General features: G+C 66.5%; 21 protein-coding genes. 17 read left to right on the top strand and 4 right to left on the bottom strand.

Annotated elements, in window-relative coordinates; translation table 11 throughout:
- The first annotated feature begins 50 nt into the window (after positions 1–50).
- The 7 genes from NP825_RS13805 (at position 51) to NP825_RS13775 (ending at position 8964) form a co-directional block, all read left to right on the top strand.
- Positions 51–2393, top strand: coding sequence for a glycerol-3-phosphate 1-O-acyltransferase (locus tag NP825_RS13805; protein ID WP_257544451.1), 2343 nt, complete (start codon positions 51–53; stop codon positions 2391–2393).
- A gap of 116 nt (positions 2394–2509) precedes the next feature.
- On the top strand, positions 2510–4111 hold the full coding sequence (locus tag NP825_RS13800; RefSeq protein WP_257544449.1) for a wax ester/triacylglycerol synthase family O-acyltransferase: 1602 nt from the start codon (positions 2510–2512) through the stop codon (positions 4109–4111).
- Positions 4112–4132: 21 nt separating this feature from the next.
- The gene (locus tag NP825_RS13795) at positions 4133–5581 is read left to right on the top strand and encodes a DUF3336 domain-containing protein (protein ID WP_257544447.1); all 1449 of its coding nucleotides are present in this window, start codon (positions 4133–4135) and stop codon (positions 5579–5581) included.
- Positions 5578–6426, top strand: a complete 849-nt coding sequence (locus tag NP825_RS13790; RefSeq protein ID WP_257544444.1) for an alpha/beta hydrolase — start codon at positions 5578–5580, stop codon at positions 6424–6426. The genes NP825_RS13795 and NP825_RS13790 overlap by 4 nt, the downstream gene beginning before the upstream one ends.
- Positions 6427–6498: 72 nt before the next feature.
- On the top strand, positions 6499–7431 hold the full coding sequence (locus NP825_RS13785) for an alpha/beta fold hydrolase (RefSeq protein WP_257544442.1): 933 nt from the start codon (positions 6499–6501) through the stop codon (positions 7429–7431).
- Positions 7432–7518: 87 nt separating this feature from the next.
- Positions 7519–8520, top strand: a complete 1002-nt coding sequence (locus NP825_RS13780; RefSeq protein ID WP_257544440.1) for an NAD(P)H-dependent glycerol-3-phosphate dehydrogenase — start codon at positions 7519–7521, stop codon at positions 8518–8520.
- A 105-nt stretch (positions 8521–8625) separates the two neighbouring features.
- Positions 8626–8964: a hypothetical protein gene (locus tag NP825_RS13775; RefSeq protein WP_257544438.1), complete on the top strand. Its 339-nt coding sequence runs from the start codon at positions 8626–8628 to the stop codon at positions 8962–8964.
- A gap of 195 nt (positions 8965–9159) precedes the next feature.
- Here NP825_RS13775 and NP825_RS13770 read toward each other — a convergent pair whose 3' ends face one another.
- Positions 9160–9741, bottom strand: coding sequence for a TlpA disulfide reductase family protein (locus NP825_RS13770; RefSeq protein WP_257544435.1), 582 nt, complete (start codon positions 9739–9741; stop codon positions 9160–9162).
- A 52-nt stretch (positions 9742–9793) separates the two neighbouring features.
- On the opposite strand from NP825_RS13770, the gene argH reads away from it, so the two are divergent.
- The 7 genes from argH to NP825_RS13735 all read left to right on the top strand — a co-directional run bounded on the left by argH (position 9794) and on the right by NP825_RS13735 (position 15886).
- Entirely contained in the window at positions 9794–11170 is a 1377-nt protein-coding gene (gene argH, locus NP825_RS13765) for an argininosuccinate lyase (protein WP_257551466.1), read from the top strand.
- A complete protein-coding gene (locus NP825_RS13760) occupies positions 11170–11424 on the top strand; it encodes a hypothetical protein (protein ID WP_257544433.1) in 255 nt (84 codons plus the stop codon). The genes argH and NP825_RS13760 overlap by 1 nt, the downstream gene beginning before the upstream one ends.
- 129 nt (positions 11425–11553) lie before the next feature.
- A complete protein-coding gene (gene lysA / locus NP825_RS13755; RefSeq protein WP_257544431.1) occupies positions 11554–12813 on the top strand; it encodes a diaminopimelate decarboxylase in 1260 nt (419 codons plus the stop codon).
- A 61-nt stretch (positions 12814–12874) separates the two neighbouring features.
- Positions 12875–13636 carry a bifunctional precorrin-2 dehydrogenase/sirohydrochlorin ferrochelatase gene (locus NP825_RS13750; protein ID WP_257544429.1) on the top strand — a complete coding sequence of 254 codons (762 nt, stop codon included), beginning with the start codon at positions 12875–12877 and terminating at the stop codon, positions 13634–13636.
- 185 nt (positions 13637–13821) lie between these two features.
- Positions 13822–13965, top strand: a complete 144-nt coding sequence (locus NP825_RS13745) for a hypothetical protein (protein WP_257544426.1) — start codon at positions 13822–13824, stop codon at positions 13963–13965.
- 57 nt (positions 13966–14022) lie between these two features.
- The gene (locus NP825_RS13740; RefSeq protein ID WP_257544424.1) at positions 14023–15042 is read left to right on the top strand and encodes a HEAT repeat domain-containing protein; all 1020 of its coding nucleotides are present in this window, start codon (positions 14023–14025) and stop codon (positions 15040–15042) included.
- Positions 15002–15886 carry a transposase gene (locus NP825_RS13735; protein WP_257544422.1) on the top strand — a complete coding sequence of 295 codons (885 nt, stop codon included), beginning with the start codon at positions 15002–15004 and terminating at the stop codon, positions 15884–15886. The genes NP825_RS13740 and NP825_RS13735 overlap by 41 nt, the downstream gene beginning before the upstream one ends.
- Positions 15887–15970: 84 nt before the next feature.
- Here the strand turns inward: NP825_RS13735 and NP825_RS13730 are convergent, their stop codons facing one another.
- Positions 15971–16459: a hypothetical protein gene (locus NP825_RS13730; RefSeq protein ID WP_257544420.1), complete on the bottom strand. Its 489-nt coding sequence runs from the start codon at positions 16457–16459 to the stop codon at positions 15971–15973.
- Between NP825_RS13730 and NP825_RS13725 the strand changes: the two genes are divergently transcribed.
- A complete protein-coding gene (locus NP825_RS13725; protein ID WP_257544417.1) occupies positions 16400–17065 on the top strand; it encodes a hypothetical protein in 666 nt (221 codons plus the stop codon). The genes NP825_RS13730 and NP825_RS13725 overlap by 60 nt on opposite strands.
- 79 nt (positions 17066–17144) lie before the next feature.
- Entirely contained in the window at positions 17145–18968 is a 1824-nt protein-coding gene (gene lepA / locus NP825_RS13720; RefSeq protein WP_257544415.1) for a translation elongation factor 4, read from the top strand.
- A gap of 31 nt (positions 18969–18999) precedes the next feature.
- Here lepA and NP825_RS13715 read toward each other — a convergent pair whose 3' ends face one another.
- Positions 19000–19407, bottom strand: a complete 408-nt coding sequence (locus NP825_RS13715) for a helix-turn-helix transcriptional regulator (RefSeq protein ID WP_257544413.1) — start codon at positions 19405–19407, stop codon at positions 19000–19002.
- A 158-nt stretch (positions 19408–19565) separates the two neighbouring features.
- Here NP825_RS13715 and NP825_RS13710 point away from each other — a divergent pair, with 158 nt between their 5' ends.
- The gene (locus tag NP825_RS13710) at positions 19566–20177 is read left to right on the top strand and encodes a GNAT family N-acetyltransferase (protein WP_257544411.1); all 612 of its coding nucleotides are present in this window, start codon (positions 19566–19568) and stop codon (positions 20175–20177) included.
- A gap of 86 nt (positions 20178–20263) precedes the next feature.
- Here NP825_RS13710 and NP825_RS13705 read toward each other — a convergent pair whose 3' ends face one another.
- On the bottom strand, positions 20264–20545 hold the full coding sequence (locus NP825_RS13705; protein WP_257544409.1) for a hypothetical protein: 282 nt from the start codon (positions 20543–20545) through the stop codon (positions 20264–20266).
- Between the last annotated feature and the right edge of the window lie 41 nt (positions 20546–20586).

Below are 20586 nucleotides of genomic sequence, written 5' to 3'. Positions count from 1 at the left end.
CAACCCTGGATTGCTTCGCTTCGCTCGCAATGACGGAGAAGGTGTAAGCCATGGCCGACGGCATCCCCCGCACCCCGGTCATGGCGGAGCAGGCGGCCGACCGGCTTTACATCATCGACGCGCGCAACGGAGCCGAGCGGCGCGTCCTGCTCGACTGGATTCATTCCACCTCGGGCGACGAAGCGCCCGCCTGGGCCAGCCTCGACATCGAGGATGGCGACCATGCGCTGCCGGTCGATGCGCTGCGGACGCGGCTCGACGGGGCGCCGTCGCGGCAGGTCGTGCCGCTGCGCGTCGCGTGGCGGATGCCCGCCTTCGACCGCGGCCGCGCGCTCAAGTTCCGTCACCTGATCTTCGGCGACCCCCGCCATCCGGGGCCGCTGCGCGCGCGCGCCATCCTATGGCGCGACCGGCGGCGCGCGCAGATCCTCGTCGGCGAGGCCGCGACGCTCGATGCGCTGCGCGATCGCTTCTGTGCGCAGACCGGCGGCGGCGACGGCGCGAGCGCCGACAGCCCCGAATTCGCGGGCTTCGTCGCGCGGCAGGCGGCGCTCGCGCTCGACGTCGCCGAGCGCGGCATCAGGGGCAGCCGCTACAAGGTGCCGCGCTTCGTCGCCGACAGCCTGCGCACCAATCCCAAGTTCCGCGCCGCGCTCGCCGAGCTTGCGGGCCAGCTCGGCCGCCCCGTGGCCGATCTCTACCGCGAGGCGCGGCCGCTGATGAAGGAGGTGATCGCGCGGCCCTCGGCACTGTTCCTCGACCTGCGCGCCCGCCTCGACCGCATGATGTTCGGTGGCTACGAGCCCGAGATGGAGGTCGACGCGGCCGAGCTGGCGAAACTCCGCTCGGTCCTGCGCGAACATCCGACCTGCATCCTTTTCACCCACAAGACCTATATCGACGGCGCCACCCCCAGCCGCCTCACCTACGATAACGACATGCCGATGCTGCACCTGTTCGGCGGCGCGAACCTCGATTTCGCGATCATGGGCGAATTCTTCCGCCGTTCGGGGATGATCTTCATCCGCCGCAGCTTTCAGGACCAGCCGCTCTACAAGCTGGTGCTGCGCCACTATATCGCCTGGCTGCTCGCCAAGCGCTTTCCGCTGAGCTGGGCGTTCGAGGGAACGCGCTCGCGGCTCGGCAAGCTGGCGCCGCCCAAATATGGGCTGATGAAATATGTCCTCGATGCCGCGCACGCGACCGGGACCGGCGGCGTGCATTTCGTGCCCTTCGTCACCAGTTTCGACCTGATCCGGGACGTCGAGGAATATGCCGCCGAGCAGACCGGGCGGACCAAGAAGCCCGAATCGCTGAGCTGGTTCATTGGCTACATGAAGAGCCTCAAGGAGCCTTCGGGCCGTATCCGCCTGGACATCGGCGACCCGGTGGTGATCGAACAGGCGCCCGATGCCGACGACAAGCGCGCGCTCGAACGCATCGCCTTCGCGGTCGCGGTCGAAGCGAACCGGGTGACGCCGCTCACCGTCACCTCGCTGATGTGCCTGATCCTGCTCGGCCTCGCGCCGCGCGGCGCCACCGCCGCCGAACTGCTCGCCGCGATCGGCGCGGTCACCCGCTGGGCGCGCGAGCGCGACATCCGGCTCAGCCGCGAACTCGAAAGCGGCGACGACGCCGCGCTGTCGGCGACCATCGACACGCTCGTCGAAAGCGGCCTTCTGACCCGCTACGAAGCGGGGAGCGAGACCATCTATTCGATCGACCCCGCCAAGCATCCGATGGCGAGCTATTACCGCAACATCATCGCGCATCATTTCCTCGATCGTGCGATGATCGAGCTGGCGCTGTTCGAGCTTCGCGACGCCGACAAAGGCGATGTCACCGCGGCTTTCTGGGCAAAGATCGACCGCCTTCGCGATCTCTTCAAATTCGAATTCTTCTATCCGCCGCGCGACGAGCATCGCGCCGCGATCGAGGCCGAACTCGCGCGCATCGATCCCGTCTGGGACCGCCGCCTCGCGAGCGGCGACCGCGGCGTTGCGCAGCTTCTGCGTCGCTGTCAGCCCGTGGTCGGCCATGCGATATTGCTGCCCTTTGCCGAGGCCTATTCGGTCGTTGCCGACCTGCTCGCGCGTGCGAAGCCGGGGGAGCAGGTCGATGCGAAGGCGTTGCTCGATGCCGCGCTGGTCGAGGGGCGGCAGGCCTATCTGCTGCGCCGGATCAGCAGCGAGGCGGCGATCGGCAAGCTGCTTTTCGAGAACGGCCTGTCGCTGATGCGGCATATGGGGCTGGCGGAAACCGCGACCCCCGACGGTCTCGCCGCGCGGCGCGCGCTGCTTGGCGAACTGCGCGGGCTCGCCAATGTGATGGAATCGATGCGCCTGTCGACGACGGCGCTGGCGGACCGGTTGCCGGCGGCGGGCGATGCTTGACGCATCCGCCCCGTTTTCCGTCATCCCGGCGAAGGCCGGGATCTCACCCTCTCGTAACAACGCACCGGCGAGATCCCGGCCTTCGCCGGGATGACGGGTAAAGGATGGAGGAAGTGATGCTTAAGCAACTCAGCGCGCAGGATGCCCAGTTCCTCTACACGCAGACCGCGAACAATCTGACGCACATCATGGGGGTCTATATCTACGACCCTTCGACCGCGCCGGGCGGTTTCGTGCGCTTCAAGGACATCATCCGCCACGTCGAAAGCCGGGTGCACACCTCGCCGCTGTTCAAGCGCCGCCTCCACCGGCTGCCCTTCGATCTCGACCATCCCTATTGGGTCGAGGACGAGCATTTCGACATCGAGGCGCATATGAGCCACGCGCGCCTGCCCGAACCCGGCGACTGGCGGCAGTTCTGCATCGCGGTCGCGCGCTGGTTTTCGAAGCCGATGGACATGAACCGGCCGCTCTGGGACATCTACATCATCGAAGGACTCGACCGCATCCCCGGCATCCCGAAAGGCAGCTTCGCGATGCTCCACCGCGTCCACCACGCCGCGGTCGACGGCGCCTCGGGCGCGCACGCCTTCATCGCGATGAGCGACATCGACGCGAAGGGCACGCCCGCGATTGCCGAGCCGCCGCCGGTCGAGGACCTCGGCCGCGCGCCGTCGAGCGCCGAGACGATGACGCGCGCCTGGTCGGCGTCGATGCAGTCGCCGGTCAAGTTCATCAATGCGCTGATGAAGGTCTCGCCCGCGATCGTCGCTTCGGCGCGCAAGTCGATCGGCGAGGGCGGGATGACCGCCGGCGTCCCCGAAACGCGCTTCAACGTCCCCGTCGGTCCGCACAAGATGTTCGATGCGACGACGGTCGCGCTCGCCGACGTCGCCGAAATCCGCAAGAAAGTGCCGGGCGCGACGGTCAACGACGTCGTGCTCACCACCGTCGGCGGCGCGCTGCGCAAATATCTCGCGAAGCATAAGGAATTACCGAAGGAAAGCCTTGTCGCGGTCGCGCCGATCAACCTGCGCGGCAAGGAAAAAAGCGCGGGCAAGGCCTCGACCCCCGGCAATCAGGTCTCGGCGATGAGCGTGCCGATCCGCACCGACATCGCCGATCCGCTCGAACGGCTCGCGGCGGTGCGCGACTATACGGTCGAGGCGAAGGAGGCGAAGGCGGGGGTCAGCGCGCGGATCATGACCGACCTGTCGCAGCATATCCCGGGCGCGACGATGGCGGCGGTCGCGCGCATCCTGACCAGCGAGCGCTTCGCGGTGCGCGGCACCAACCTCTTCATCTCGAACGTGCCGGGGGCGCAGGTGCCGCTCTATCTCGCGGGCGCAAAACTGGTGCAGCAGCATGGCATGGCACCGCTCGCGAACAATATGGGGCTGTTCGTCGCCACCCCCAGCTACAACGGCCGCATCGCCTTTTCGATCATCTGCGAGCGCGCGATCATGCCCGACATCGCCTTTTTCAGGGAATGCATCGACGAAAGCTTCGCCGATCTGATGGCCGCGACGCCGAAGCCAGAAAAGGTGCCGGCGAAGCCGAAAGCCGCTACGGCAAAGCCGAAGGCGGCGCCCAAGACGGCGCCGAAGCCGACCGCGAAGAGCAGGGCCAAGGCAAAGCCTGCGCCGAAACCTGCCGCGAAAGTCAGGGCGAAACCGGTTGCCAAAGGCAACGCAACCGGCAAGAATCGGAAAAAATAAACCATCTTGCAGGATAACCGGATGATCTTCGCCCCGACGCTCAGCGCCGATGCCGAGCTTGCCAAAGCGCCCGACTATGCCGCCTGGGCCAAGGCCGCGCAGGCGCATGACGCCAAATCGGGGATGCAGGCGTGGCGCGATGCCGACGACAGCCAGCATTTCGATTACAAGGCGATCCGCGCCCGGCTCGAAAAGCTCCGCAAGCTGTCGGCGGCGAACGACGTCAAGGGACTGCTGTTCGTGCTCAACGAGGGCATTCACGGCAATATCGACGGCATGGGGCACGAACGCCTCTATCAGAAGGCGCGCTTCGGGACGAAGAAGCTGATCGAGGCCTATATTGCCGAAGTCGTTGCGGCGCTCGACAGGATCGCCGCATCGCGCGCGATCCCGCGCGAGGAAAAGCGCGACTTCTTCCGCCGCGCGCAGCATTGCTACGGCCGTTCGGCACTGTTGCTGTCGGGCTCGGGCAGCTTCCTCTTCTTCCACGTCGGCGTGGTCAAGGCGCTGTGGGACGAAGGCGTGCTGCCGAACATTCTCGCCGGATCGAGCGGCGGGTCGATCGTCGCGGCGATCGTCTGCACGCGCAAGAATGCCGACGTCGGCCCCTTCCTCGAAAGCCGGCGGCTCGCCAATCCCGCGCGCGATCCCGAGATGAAGCGCCTCGCCCCCGACGAGGTGCGCGGCCGCCTCGCCGACCTGATCCCCGACCTGACCTTTCAGGAAGCCTATGAGATTTCGGGCCGCCACCTCAACGTCTCGGTCGCGCCCGCCGAAAAGCATCAGAACGGCCGCCTGCTCAACGCGATCACCGCGCCCAACGTGCTGATCCGCGAGGCGGTGCTCGCCTCCTGCGCGGTGCCTGGCGTCTTTCCGCCGGTGATGCTGATGGCGCGCGACGAGGACGGCAACCGTGTTCCCTATCAGCCCGACCGGCGCTGGGTCGACGGGTCGGTAACGCACGACATCCCGACCAAGCGGCTCGAACGGCTGTACGGGGTCAACCATCACATCGTCAGCCAGGCGAACCCGCTCGCGCTGCCCTTTGCGACCGACACGCGCAAGCAGATGGCGCCGCTCGAGGCCATTCAACATGCGTCGATGGCGACCTTCAAGGCGTGGCTCAACGCGAACATGGTGATCTTTCAGAAGCCGCTTGAGATGGTGCCGCCGCTCAACAGCCTCGCGAACATGGCGCGCTCGGTGATCAATCAGGATTATACCGGCGACATCAATATCATCCGCCCGCCCAAATATTGGTCGCCGACGAAAATCCTCTCCGACCTCGCGCAGGAGGATATCGACGAGTTGATCGACACCGGCATGCGCACGGCCTGGCCGAAGGTCGAGATGGTGCGCACCCAGACCGCGATCAGCCGCGCGCTCGACGCGATTTTGGCGAAGATCGACAAGGCGGGCGACGACGGCCCCGGCCACCGCGCCTCGGCGCTGAAGCAGGCGGTCCGTTGAGCGCAGCCGCGGTGATGCTGCCGCCGGGCTCGGCCGGCGCGGGGGCGAAGCTGCACGTCACCCATTGGCTTCCCGAAGGGCTGCCGAAGGCGGTGGTGCTGCTCGCGCATGGCTATGCCGAACATGCCGGGCGCTATGCGCATGTCGCGAAGCGGCTGACCGATGCCGGCTATGCCGTTTACGCGGTCGACCATTGGGGGCACGGTCGGTCGGACGGCGAGGGCGGCTTCGTGCCGCGCTTCTCGGCCTTCACCGACGGCATGGCCGAGCTGCTGACCCTGGTCGAGGTGAATCATGCCGGTGCGCCGCGCCTGCTTCTCGGCCACAGCATGGGCGGGCTGATCGCGACTTTGTTCCTGATCGAGCGGCAGGATGCTTTCGTCACCGCCGCGCTCTCGGGGCCCGCCATCGTCCCCGGCGCACCGCCGTCGCGCTTCACCGTCTGGATCAGCCGCTTCCTCTCGCGCTTCTTCCCGCGCCTCGGCGTGTTGGCGCTCGACGCGAACGGCGTCAGCCGCGACCCCGCGGTGGTCGCCGCCTATCTTACCGACCCGCTGGTCTACACCGGCAAGATCGGCGCGCGGCTCGGCAAGGAGTTCATGGACGCGATGGCGGCCGCGCGGGCGGGGGCGTCGAAGATCACGCTCCCGATCCTGCTCCAGCACGGTGCCGTCGACAGCCTCGCCGCGCCCGAGGGCTCGCGCTATCTGTTCGATCATGTGTCGTCGCAGGAGAAACGGCTCGAAATCTATCCGGGCCTGTTCCACGAAATCTACAACGAGCCCGAGCGCGATGCGGTACTCGATGACCTGATCGGCTGGTTCGATGCGCATATCGCAGCTTGAAGTCAGCCCCAATCCCGTTCGTGTCGCGACTTCGCTCGACACGAGTGGTTTGAGAGGGAAATCCTGCACGTGATGAAATTCCTCCTCACTCTCATCGCCGCCCCGCTGATCGCGCTGGCGCTATTCTATTTCGTCTTCCCCGGCCGCCTCGTCGCGCTCGGCCGCTGGCTGCTCCGCAAGCGCGGCGGTACGGTGCAGAAGAGCGTCGTCGTCGATGGCCGCACTTGGCCCTTTCTGGAGGGCGGCGATCCCGCGAAACCGACCTTGCTCCTCGTCCACGGCTTTTCGGGCGACAAGGATAATTGGTCCTTTCTCGCGCCCTATGTGACGCGCGACTATCATGTCATCGCGCCCGACCTGCCGGGTTTCGGCGAGAATGAACGCAACCCCGACCTTGCCTACGACATCGCGGCGCAGACCGCGCGCCTCAAAGCCTTCGCCGATGCGCTCGGTCTCGTCCGGCCGCATATCGCCGGGAACAGCATGGGCGGCTGGATCGCGCTGCGCTATGCGATCGACTATCCCGATGCGCTCGCCAGCCTGATCCTGCTCGACAATGCCGGGGTCAACGGCGCCGAGGAAAGCGAGCTTCAGAAACAGGCCGCGAACGAGGATTACAACCCGCTCGTCCTCGCCGGGCTCGAGGATGCCGACCGGCTGGTGGCGATGGTCGTCCACAAACCGCCGCACATTCCGTCGCGGCTGAAGCCCGTGCTCTACGCCGATGCGCTCAAATACCGCGACCAGCTCGACGCGATCTTCTGGGTGATCGCGATCGAGGGCCGCGATCATCCGCTCAACGACCGGCTCGGCGAGGTCAAGGTGCCGACGCTCATCCTGTGGGGGCGTCATGATAAGCTGCTCGACGTGAGCTGCGTCCCGGTACTCGAAGCGGGGATCGCGGGCAGCCGGTCGCAGGTCTTCGAGCATGTCGGCCATGTCCCGATGATAGAGGATCCCAAGGCGACCTCCGACGCGATGAAGGATTTTCTTCGCCAATTATGATCCTCCCCATCGCTGCGCGACAGGGAGGACCGTCTTGCCAATCCCGCGTAACCCCGCCACTCTCCGGCAAAACAGCGGGAGAGACACATGCGCCTGAAGGTGGGGCTGCTCGGCGGGGGAAGCTGGGGAACGACGGTCGCGTCGGTGGTGTCGCGCAACGCGCCGATCACGCTCTGGGCGCGCGATGCCGAAACCGTCGAAAGCATCAATACAGGCCATGAGAACCGCAAATATCTCCCCGGCGTGAAGCTGCCCGCCGCGCTCCGCGCGACGAACGCCATGGCCGAGGTCGTCGCGGGCGCCGACGTGCTGGTGATGGGGGTGCCCTCGCACAGTTTTCGCGGTGTGCTCGAGGAAGCGCGCAATCACCTTCGCCCGTGGGTGCCGGTGATCAGCCTTACCAAGGGACTCGAGCTTTCTTCGGGCAAGCGGATGACCGAACTGATCGAGGAGATGCTGCCCGGCCACCCCGTCGGCGTGCTCACCGGGCCGAACCTCGCACGCGAGATCATGACCGGCCAGGCGGCGGCGAGCGTGCTGTCGATGGAGGACGAAATCGTCGTCCGCGCGCTCCAGCCGGTGTTCCATTCGGGGCTGTTCCGCGTCTACACCAACACCGACCTGCTCGGCTGCGAGCTTGGCGGGGTGCTCAAGAATATCATCGCGATCGCGGTCGGCATGGGCGACGGGCTGGGGGCGGGCGACAATACGCGCGCCGGGCTGATGACGCGCGGGCTGGCCGAGATCACGCGCCTGGGGGTGGCGATGGGCGGGCGGCCAGAGACCTTCGCCGGGCTCACCGGCATGGGCGACCTGATCGCGACCTGCACCAGCCCCTTGTCGCGCAATCGCCATGTCGGCGTCGAACTCGGCAAGGGGCGGCACATCGACGACATCATCGCGGGCATGAACATGGTCGCCGAGGGGGTGAAGAGCGCGCCGACGGTGATGGCGCTCGCGCGGCATCACGGGGTCGACATGCCGATCGCGCGCGACGTGTTCGACGTGACGCAGGGCAAGCGCGACGCGCGCGACGTGTTCCGCGGCCTGCTGAAATCGAGCGTCGGCGATGAGGCGCATCCGGGGTAGGGCGCCGATTCACCGCCAGCCGTGCGGAATCATCGTCGAGCCGGGAAGAAAAGGCCTCGCTCCTTCGTTCTTTTCCTGGCCACAGGGTCCACCAGGAGAAGAACGATGAAAAAATGGACGATTTTTGTAGCGCTTGCGGCTCTCCCCGCCAGCGCCGCGATGGCCGCGATCCCCTATGGCGCGATGCCGCCGGGGTTCGATCGCCCCGAAATCCGCACGGCGCCGATCGCCGGCGTCTACAACCAATATTGGTATAATTACAAAGCCGACATCCTCGAGGCCGAGAAGGAACTCGTCAGCGACCTTCGCCATGCCACCGACCGCGAAGACCGCTGGGACGCGTGGGACGAATGGTCGAACGAGGTCGTCGACGCCGACAAGGATTACACCAAGGAAATGCGCAAGAAGGGCTATCGCGTCGGCCGCGTAACGGTGGGCGGGTGATTAGCCGGGAGAAGGCGGGCGCCTTGAGCGTCTCGCCTTCTCCGCCTTCGTTCCAAATTCCGGCATTCCCGCGAAAGCGGGGATCCAGCTTTTCTTCGTGCCTTCGTGCGAGATTATTTGGACTCGCAGAAAGGCACGAAGAGGAAGAAAAGAAGACAGCGGGATTCCCGCTTTCGCGGGAATGACGAACTGGGTTTAAACCCCGCCCTCCGCCAGCAGCGCTTTCGCCTCATCGCCCTGCCAGTCGATCGCGCCGATGACGCGCCATAATTCCTTCCCGTCGGCGCCGTAGAAGATGCTCGTCGGCAGCGCCCCGGCGGCGGCGTCGAGCAGCTTGTTCTCCGGGTCGAGATAGGGTTGCAGCGCCTTCAGGCCCGCCTTCTGGAACCAGGGATCGACGACCGCCGCGCCCTGCAGGTCCTGTGCGACGGCGATCACTGTCATCGCCTTCCCCTGCCTGGCGGCGAGCGCGTCGAGGGTCGGCATCTCGGCGACGCAGGGCGCGCACCAGGTTGCCCAGAGATTGACGAGCAGCGGTTTGCCCCTGAACGCCGCGAGCGTCACCGGCGCGTCGTCGGGGCCTTTGAACGCTGCCGTGGGCGCCGCCTTGCCCGCCTGGCTGCGGTCGACGACATGCTGAAACGTCTCGACCCCGCGCGCATCCTTCGCTTCACCGCCCGAAATATTTGCTTGCGCGCCTGCCGCTTGCTCCCCGCCGGCCTTTTCCCTATCGCAGCCCGCGATCGTCGATCCGGCCAGCATCAGCGGCAGGATCATCAGCCTGATGTTTGGAATTCGGAAAATGGCGGATACTCCGGACAGTAACAGTATGTGGGGCGGCCGCTTCGGTGGCGGACCCGCGGCGATCATGCAAGAGATTAACGCCTCGATCCCCGTCGACAAGCGCCTGTGGGAAGAGGATATCGCCGCCAGCCGCGCCCATGCGGCGATGCTCGGCGCCGCCGGGATCATCAGCGTCGGCGACGCTGTCCTGATCGACAGCGGTCTGACCCAGATCGCCGGCGAATATAGGGCGAAAGGCGTTCCGGTCGATCTCGCGCTCGAAGACATCCACATGACCGTCGAATCGCGGTTGAAGCAGTTGATCGGTGACGCCGCAGGGCGGCTCCACACTGCGCGCTCGCGCAACGATCAGGTGGCGACCGATTTCCGCCTGTGGGTCCGCACCGCGTGCGAACGCATCGACGGCGGGCTGAAGGCGATCCAGACCGCGCTGCTCGCGCGCGCCGACGAGCATGCGGGCAGCATCATGCCCGGCTTCACCCATCTGCAAGTCGCGCAGCCGGTGACGCTCGGCCATCATCTGCTCGCCTATGTCGAGATGTTCCGCCGCGACCGCAGCCGCTTCGCCGACGCGCGCCGCCGCCTCAACGAATCGCCGCTCGGCGCCGCGGCGCTCGCGGGCACGGGCTTCCCGGTCGATCGTCATGCGACCGCTGCGGCGCTCGGCTTCGACCGCCCGATGGCGAACAGCATCGACGCCGTGTCCGACCGCGATTTCGCGCTCGAATTTTGCGCTGCCGCGTCGATCTCGGCAATCCATTTGTCGCGCCTTGCCGAGGAAATCGTGATCTGGGCGAGCCAGCCCTTCGGCTTCGTCAGCCTGCCCGACGCCTGGTCGACCGGCAGTTCGATCATGCCGCAAAAGCGCAACCCCGACGCCGCCGAACTGGTGCGCGGGCGCGCGGGCCTGCTGCTCGGTGCGTTCCAGCGGCTTGCGGTGATCGTGAAGGGCCTGCCGCTCACTTATTCGAAGGATCTGCAGGACGACAAGGAGACCGTCTTTGGCGCCTTCGACGCGCTTGCGCTGTCGCTCGCCGCGATGACCGGGATGGTCGAGACGCTGAGTTTCCGCACCGACCGGATGCGTGCGCTCGCCGCCTCGGGCTATTCGACCGCGACCGACCTCGCCGACTGGCTGGTGCGCGAGGCGGGGGTACCGTTCCGCGAGGCGCATCATATCGTCGGCGCCTGCGTGAAACGATCCGAGGAGCTTGGCGTTGAATTGTCGGCGCTGCCCGCCGAAGACGCCGCGGCGATCCACGCCGCGGTGACTCCCGACGCGCTCGCCGCGCTGACCGTCGAGGCGTCGGTCGCCAGCCGCCGCAGCTATGGCGGGACGGCGCCCGAGCGGGTAAGGGAAGCGATCGCCGCCGCCCGCGGCGCGCTGGAAGGAAGCGATTGATGGCGACGCGCCGCATCTTTATCGTCACGACATGCGCCGCCGCCGCGCTGCTCGGCGCGTGCGGCGCGAAAGAAGATCTGAAGCCCGCGGCGAACCAGCCCGCACCGACGATCCCCGTCGGCGCGACGCGCGCCCCGACCACGGAGGAGCTCACGACGCCTGACGCGCAGGCCAAGCCCGCGCGCAGCGACGAACTTCTCAAACGGTCCGAAAAACGCGAACCCGACGATTTCGACCTGCCGCCTCCGGGCTGACCACTGAGCCTTCCCTTTTTTCCGTTTGTGCTGAGCTTGTCGAAGCACCGTTCTTGCTTGAACGATGGAGAGAAGGACGGCCCTTCGACAAGCTCAGGGCGAACGGATCATAGAGACTAGGATCTGACCGTGGACCATTTTGAATACCGTGACGGCGTCCTCCACGCCGAAGACATTCCCCTGCCGCGCATCGCCGAGGAAATCGGCACCCCCGTCTATGTCTATTCGCGCGCGACGCTCGAACGCCATGCACAGGTGTTCCGCGACGCGCTGAAGGATGTGCCGAAGAAGCACATCGCCTTCGCGATCAAGTGCAACCCCAATCTCGGCGTGCTGCGCGTTCTCGCGCGGCAGGGCTATGGCGCCGATGTCGTGTCGGGCGGCGAGCTCGAACGCGCGCTCGCCTCGGGCATGGCGCCGCAGGACATTGTCTTCTCCGGGGTCGGCAAGACGCGCGCCGAGCTGGCGCAGGGCCTCGATCGCGGCATCGGCCAGTTCAATATCGAGCATGAGCCCGAAGGCGTCGCGCTTGCCGAGATCGCGCTGGCCAAGGAGATGACCGCGCCCGCGGTGCTGCGCGTCAATCCCGACGTCGATGCGGGAACGCACGCCAAGATCTCGACCGGCAAGGCCGAGAACAAGTTCGGCGTCGGCATCGATGTCGCGCCCGAAATCTTCGGGCGCCTTGCCGCGCTGCCGGGGCTTCAGATGCGCGGCATCGCGCTCCATATCGGCAGCCAGCTCACCAGCCTCGCACCGCTCGAAGCGGCGTTCGAGCGCGTCGGCCGCCTCGTCGCCGACTTGCGCGCCGCGGGGCACAGCATCACCCATGTCGATCTCGGCGGCGGGCTCGGCGTGCCCTACAGGCCCGACGACAATCCCCCGTCGCCCGCCGACTATGGCGCGATGGTCGCGCGCGTGACGAAGGATTGGGACGTCACCCTGATGTTCGAGCCCGGCCGCGTGATCGCGGGCAACACCGGCGTGCTGCTGACCGAAGTGCTGTGGGTCAAGCCCGGCGCGACCAACCCCTTCGTGATCGTCGACGCCGCGATGAACGACCTCGCGCGCCCGGCGCTCTACGATGCGTATCACGACTTCGTCGCAGTGCAGCCGACCGGTGAAAAGATGACCGCGTCGATCGTCGGCCCGGTGTGCGAGACCGGCGACACCTTCGCGCGCGACCGCGTGATCGACAAGGTGGAGTCGGGCGACCTCGCGGTGTTCCGCACCGCGGGCGCCTATGGCGCGACGATGGCCTCGACCTACAACAGCCGCAGCCTCGTCCCCGAGGTGCTCGTCGACGGCGACCGTTCCATCATCGTCGCAGACCGCATCGCCGCGGGCACGATCATGGCCGCCGAACGCGTGCCTGACTGGATCGATTAATCAGCCTCGTCATTGCTTCGCTTCGCTCGCAATGACGATGGTTTTCGCTTAGGCGTATTCCATGCACCAGCTCCCCATCTTCCTGAACCTCACCGGCCGCACGGTCGTGCTGGTGGGGGAGGGGGAGGCGGCCGACGCCAAGGCGCGGCTGATCGCGCGCGCCGGTGCGCGTATCGTCCCCGCGTGGGAGGAAGGCGCGAGCCTCGCCTTCGTCGCGCTCGACGAAGGCGCCGAAGCGGTCGCCGCCGACCTTCGCGCGCGCGGGCTGCTGGTCAATGTCGTCGACCGCCCAGACCTTTGCGATTTCACCACCCCCGCGATCGTCGACCGCGCGCCGGTGACCATCGCGATCGGCACCGGCGGCGCGTCGGCGGGGCTCGCCAAGGCGATCCGCCAGCGCATCGAGGCGTTGCTCCCCGCGCGCCTCGGCGCGCTCGCGGCCGCGCTCCACGCCGCGCGCGGCGCGATGAAGGCGCGCTGGCCCGCCGCCGCCGACCGCCGCCGCGCGATCGACGCCGCGCTCGCGCCGGGGCGCGCGCTCGATCCGCTGGACGGTGACGCTGCGGACAAATTGGCCGACTGGCTCGCGGGCGATGCCGCCATTCAGCCGTCGCGCCTCGAAACGATCCACCTCGCCGGCGCCGATCCCGACGATCTCACTCTGCGCGCCGCGCGCCTGTTGGGGGAAGCCGATCATGTCTTCCATCCCGCCGACATCCCCGCCGCGATCCTCGACCGCGCCCGCGCCGATGCGGTGCGCCACGTCGCCGATGCGCCGCCGACTGAGCCACCACCGGGCCTGTCGCTCTGGCTGTCCTCCTGAAAAGATTCACCGCGTCTCCACGTGAACCAAAATCTCTGCGCAAAGGCCGTGCCGCTGACGGCAGGCCGCCGTCCATCGCCGCTCACCCGCCGCCGCCCGATTACGATAAGTTAACTGGGCGCGGCCGGGCATCGCCCATAGCTCTTGTGCCGGCGGTTTTCCGCCGCTCAAGCACAGGAGGATGCATGTTGCCTGCCATCGATATCGACGCCGTTCCGCTGCTCGACACCGCGGTCGGGCTGTTCGGCACTTTCGCGGGGGAAAGCGTCAGCTCGGGGCCTTCGGTCTTCGAGATCGCCGTTACCGTCGCCATGATCATCTACAGCTGAACGTTCCGGGCGGGCAGCCGAAACCGCTGTCCGCCCTTCAACCGGCAATTCATTCCCATGACGGCTGCCGTTTCGCGCCACGATCATTTTCCCCGCCACGACGGCCCGCGCCGTGAGCGCATCCGCCGCGCGGCATCGCATCTCGATGCGCGCTGGCGGGACGAGGACGGGGCGTCCGGTGGGCTGCGCGCGGCGATGGCGGCGGTCGCGGGCGAGCCTCCAGCCGTCGCGCTTGCCGCGCTCATGCCCTGGCTGGCCGACCCCGGCTGGCTTGCCCGCCGGCTGGACGAAGCGGCCGCGCTGCTCGCTGCCGATCCCTTCGCCGTCCCGCCGCTACCCCCGGTCGGGGACGGCCTGCTTCTCGCGGAGCATGGACCGATCCAATTGACGCTCCGCATCCAGCGGTTCGAGTGGCGCGGGGAAGCACCGGCGATCGCGCGCTTCGTTCCGGGCGCCGCGGCTGTCCGCTTCCTCGCCACGGGCGGCGCGTCGATCCAGCGGCATCGTGTCGCAGTCAGCGCGGCCGAAGAGGCGGGCGTCTTCACCGCCGCAGCCGCAGCCCCTTGCCGGAGCGAGACGGCGCGCCCGCTCGTGACGGGCGAATGCCTGATATTCGACACGGCGCGCGAAAGCTTCACGCTCGCCGATGCGACCGGCGACATAATGTTCCTCGAACTCGCGGTGCAGCCGGCGTCGCCGCTGCCGGTGCGCGCCTATGATGTGGCGAGCGGCCGCCTCGTCCACCTGTCCTCGTCGCGCCGCGACGCCAGCTTCCGGCAGATGGGGCTCGCCCTGCTGCGCGCGTTCGGCCGCCGCGACGCCGCGCCCCTGTTCGCCGCCGAGATCGAAACCGGCGATTTCGCGGCGCGATGGGCGGCGATGCGCGAACTGATCGCGCTCGATCCGGCCGCGGCGCTGCCGCATCTCGCCCACATGGCGGCATCGGACCCCCATCCCGAAATCCGCCGCGCCGCCGCCGCGACGCTGGCGCTCTATTCACCCCCGCCCGCAGGCGGGAAGAGAGCAGGAGTCTCCCATGCCCCGCCCGATCGATCCGCCCGCCGCGCCCGAATATGACCTTGCCGAGGTTGCCGCGCGGCTCGACGAGAGCGGTGTCGATCTGGCGGACGAAGCCAGTCTCGCTCGCTGCGCCCGGCTTCTCGCCGGTCTGGCGCGCAATCGGGGCTTTCTCGCCGACCGCATCATCGCCGAACTCAAGGCCAGCTACGCCGATCAACTCGCGGCGAACCGCTATTCGGCGCAGGTCTTCCTTCTCCACCGCAGCCCGCGCGGCTTTTTCCTCCGTGCCAACCTGTGGCCTGCCGCGACCGACGCCGTCTACGCCGCGAGCGGCGGCGCCGCCTTCGCCTATGGCGTGCCGCACGACCATAATTTCTCGTTTCTGACCGCCGGCTATTGGGGTCCGGGCTATGTCAGCGACTATTACGACTATGACGCCGAGCGGGTCGACGGCTGCCTCGGCGAGCCGCTGAACCTGACCTTCGTCGAGCGTAGCGCGTTGAGCGAAGGCCGGATGATGCTCTATCGCGCCCACCGCGACATCCACAGCCAGCTCCCGCCCGAGCGCCTGTCGATCAGCCTCAACATCATGGACGAGGGCGACCATGTTCCGTGGCGCGATCAATATGTCGTTGATTTGGAGCATGGCACGATTGCAAAGCGCCCGACGCTGACCCCCGTCGAAATGTTGCTCCGCTGCGCCGTCCATCTGACCGACAACGGCAAGGACATCGCCGAACAGTTCGCGCGGACGCACCCGGTCCCGCGGGTGCGGGCGAATGCGATCGCGGCGCTGGCGGCGGTCGAGGAAGGGGCGGGAAGGGCGACGGTGCTCGAGCGGGGGCTGTGCGATGCGGACGCGCGGGTGCGCGATGATTGCGAACGGTGGCTGGCGATTTAGCGCCGTGATCGGCAATGGTTCGATGTTCGCCGCAAGCTTCAGAACTTCTTGAGATATCCGTCAGGACTTCAACGCCTCTCCCCCCTATCCGGCAGTCAGGATGTGAGGGGATGACGAATGGCGAATATCGAAACGAGAAACCGGCGCTTTTGCAAGATCGCGCTGCACGGCGAGGTCGTTCCGCATACAGCGAACCGTGGCCGCCTTGTCTCGCTGTTCCTGACCGCAGCCATGCTTGCCGGATGCGGTTCGCAATCGACCCGCGCCAGCGACAATGTCGATGCGGCGACAACGGCGAGCGGCGCGGCCGCGAATATCGCGACCGCGGCCGCCGCTGCGCCGGCCTCTACGGCTCTGCCGCCGGCTGCCGCTGCGGCATGGGAAAGCTTCGCGCGCGGCCAGTGCCGCGATCAAGGCGAGCGTTTCGGTGCCGTGCGCTTTGCGCCGCTCGCGGGGCACGCGGAATCCATCGAACTTGTGGAACGGCTTTTTGCGGGCGGCAAGGGCGGGTTCGTGTCCGCCGATTTCAATGCCGACGGCAAACCCGATTTCGTCGTCACCACGCCGGCACATGGCTGCGTCGCCAGCGGTCCCGCTTATGGCGATCAGGGGCCGCCGGTGGATTTCATCGTTTCCACGGCTGGCGGCTACAAGGCTTTCGATGGCTTCATGGGCTGGATGGCCCCCGCCATGATCGTGCGTCGCGGCGACCGGGACGTGCTCGACCTGCCCGGCGGCTTCAATGGTCGGTGCGGCATCGTCACCAAAGTGACGTGGGGTTGGACCGGGGGCGCCATCGATGTTGTCGAACGGCGCAATGATCACGGCCAGCTCGTGGATCGGGAAGGATGCGCGCAGCCCGCTGCGGGCGGCGGCGCAACCGCCGCCTCGCCCATCGAAGCGGGATTTTATTCTTCCCCCGCCACCTATGGCGACTGCGCCGAAGCGATTCGACAGCAATTTTTTTATTATTGGGATGGATCGCACATCGAAGCTTTGGGCGGCAACCGTTACCGCATAACTTTCCGCGGAATCGAAGAGGCGAAAGTTGTTTTCAATGAACAAATCGTCACGGTGAACAGCCGCACCAGTGTCACCGATGAATATGGTGCCCGCTGGACTCATTGTCCGGCGTCGCAGGTTTCCCGATCCGCCCGCCAAGAGCTGGAGTTGGAATGATCGGCGGTTCGCGGTTGCGCCGGGAACGGGCGTCACTCGTCTGCTGACAGCGCCGCAAACCCCTGCTAACGCGCCGCGCATGACCACGCCTTTGTCCCATATCCGCAATTTTTCGATCATCGCGCACATCGATCATGGCAAGTCGACGCTTGCCGACCGGCTGATCCAGTTCACGGGCGGGCTCACCGCTCGCGAGATGTCGGCGCAGGTGCTCGATAATATGGATATCGAGAAGGAACGCGGAATCACCATCAAGGCGCAGACGGTGCGCCTGAAATACACCGCGAAGGACGGCGAGACCTACGAGCTCAACCTGATGGACACGCCCGGCCACGTCGACTTCGCCTATGAAGTGTCGCGGTCGCTCGCGGCGTGCGAGGGCGCGCTGCTCGTCGTCGATGCGGCGCAGGGGGTCGAGGCGCAGACGCTCGCCAACGTCTATCAGTCGATCGAGCATGATCATGAGATCGTGCCGGTGATCAACAAGATCGACCTTCCCGCCGCCGACGTCGACAAGGTGAAGGCCGAGATCGAGGACATCATCGGCCTGCCCGCCGACGACGCGGTGCTCGCCAGCGCCAAATCGGGGATCGGCATCGAGGAAGCGCTCGAGGCGATCGTCGCGAAGATTCCGCCGCCGAAGGGCGATGCGTCGGCGCCGCTCGTCGCGATGCTCGTCGACAGCTGGTACGATCCCTATCTGGGCGTCGTGATCCTGGTCCGCGTCGTCGACGGGGTGCTCAGGAAGGGCCAGCAGATCAAGTTCATGCAGGCGGGCACCACCCACCTGATCGACCGCGTCGGCTGCTTCACGCCGAAGCGCGAGGAACTGACCGAGATCGGCCCCGGCGAGATCGGTTTCATCACTGCGCAGATCAAGGACGTCGCGCAGGCGCGCGTCGGCGATACGGTGACCGATGCCAAGAAGCCCGCGGCGGCGCCGCTCGCGGGGTTCAAGGAAGTCCAGCCGGTCGTCTTCTGCGGCCTGTTCCCGACCGACGCCAACGACTTCGAGAAATTGCGCGAGAGCATCCAGAAGCTCCGTCTCAACGACGCGTCGTTCAGTTTCGAGATGGAGACGAGCGCGGCACTCGGTTTCGGCTTCCGCTGCGGCTTCCTCGGCCTGTTGCATCTGGAGATCATCCAGGAGCGGCTGACCCGCGAATATGACCTCGATCTGATCACCACCGCGCCGTCGGTGGTCTACAAGCTCAAGCTCACCCGGTCGAAGGACGGCGGTCCGACCGAGATGGAACTCCACAACCCCGCCGACATGCCCGACCCGAACCGGATCGAGGAGATCGAGGAGCCGTGGATCGAGGCGGTGATCTATGTCCCCGACGAATATCTCGGTGCGATTCTCAAGCTCTGCCAGGATCGCCGCGGCGTGCAGAAGAACCTCACCTATGTCGGCGGCCGCGCGCAGATCACCTATGAATTGCCGCTCAACGAAGTGGTGTTCGATTTCTATGACCGACTGAAGAGCATCAGCCGCGGTTATGCCTCGTTCGACTATCACCAGATCGGGCATCGCCCCGGCGACCTCGTCAAGATGAGCATTCTCGTCAACAACGAGCCGGTCGATGCGCTGTCGATGATCGTTCATCGCGGCAGCGCCGAAGCCCGCGGTCGCGGGATGTGCGAGCGGCTCAAGGATCTGATCCCGCGCCACATGTTCAAGATTCCGATTCAGGCGGCGATCGGCGGCAAGGTGATCGCCCGCGAAACCATCGCCGCGCTTCGCAAGGATGTGACCGCCAAATGCTACGGCGGCGACGCGACCCGCAAGAAGAAGCTCCTCGAAAAGCAGAAAGAGGGCAAGAAGCGGATGCGCGAATATGGCAACGTCAACATTCCGCAGGAGGCGTTCATCGCCGCGCTGCGGATGGGCGACGACGCCTGATCAACGCGCGGCGGGTTTTCCCGTCGCCCGCCTACATTTCGATGACGATCTTCACCTTCGATGGGCTGGTGCCCGCAGCCTGAGCGATCTCGGAGCGCATCCGTGCCACCATCGCACCCAGATTCGCGCGGCTGGGCGAGGCTTCACCCAGAAGCTCGGCGATCGGCGCGCCGAGCAGCGCAGCCAGCGCCTGCAGCCGCGCCGCTTTGGGCCGCGAACGATTCTGTTCCCAATAGCAGACCGAAGCCTCGGTCACGCCGAGCTGTTGCGCGAGATCGGACTGGGTCCAGCACCGCGCCTTGCGGAGCCGCGAGAGCTTTTCGCCGAACGTCTCGAAAACCGGACTGACATTATCCCCGGCGAGACCCGCTTCGCCCGCGGGCACGGCTTCGACGGGCGTGATACCCGGCGTCGAAGGAGAAAGAGAGAAATTGCGCACGACCCGTTACCTTCATTAACCTAGATTAATTTTTCACCTAACGCCATTTAACGCCTTAAGTTCCCTTGCTCTTTCAACTTTTCCCATTGTCGGCTGCGTTGCGATTGCCAGCGGCGTGCCGCGCCATTAGCCTGTGGGAACCGGAGGAGGTGAGCGCGATGATCGAGGCACCGGCACGACCGATCGACCACATCGTCGTGCACAGCGCGCTCAACGACGGAACCCGCGTGTCGCTGCGCTGCATCACCCCCGCCGACGAAGAACGGCTTCGCACCGGGATCGCCACACTGTCCGCCGAATCGCGCTATCTGCGCTTCTTCTCGCCCGCCCCGATGCTCCCCGATGCGGTGATCAAGCGGCTCGTCGATGTCGATGGGCACGACCATATCGGCTGGGGCGCAATCTGCACCGATTGCGACGATTGGCCGGCGATCGGGGCGGTGCATGCGGTGCGCTATGCCGACGGACCCGCGGGCGAATTCTCGATTGCAGTGCTCGACGCCTTCCAGGGCAAGGGCCTCGCGCGAATGATGACGGCCGCGCTGCTGATCCAGTGCCTTGCCGAGGATCTGCTGACGCTCGAGATTCATATGCTGTCGGAGAATGCAGCGGCACGCCGACTGGTGAAATCGCTTGGCGCGGTGTGGACATCCGAAAGCGCGGGGGTTGCCGAATATGCGCTCGGAGTCGCGAACGGGATCGCGTCGCTGCGCGCCGACCCCGACGCACCGGGGGTCGAGGACGTGTTCCATGCGCTGACGCGATTGTGACCAGCAAAGCTTCGGCGGACGCAAAATGGAAAAGGCGCCGGAGCTCTGCTCCGGCGCCTTTCGTCTTATCGTCCGTTCGGGACGCGTTATTTGGTTTGCGGCTCGGGAGCCGGGGTCGTGGTGTCGGCGGACGGCGGGGTGACGCCCTTGTCGATCGCATCGGCCTTGGCTTCGCCGGCGTCCTCGACCGCGTCGGCTTTCGCTTCGGTCGCTTCCTTGGCCGGGCCTTCGGGCATGGCGTCGGCCTGCGCGTCGATGGCGTCCGACTGAGCCTCGGCCTGATCCTCGACCTGATCGGCCTGCTTGCTCTGGCAGGCGCCGAGCGCGAGCGCCGAAGCGGCGGTGAGGGCAATGATCGTCTTGCGCATATCGAATCTTCTCCAAAGTTGACTCCGGGGCTTAACGCCGG

It is taken from the genome of Sphingopyxis sp. DBS4, from assembly GCF_024628865.1.
Taxonomy (GTDB): domain Bacteria; phylum Pseudomonadota; class Alphaproteobacteria; order Sphingomonadales; family Sphingomonadaceae; genus Sphingopyxis.
Note: the sequence above shows the minus strand (reverse complement) of the source record. Positions and strands in the feature narration are given on the sequence as shown.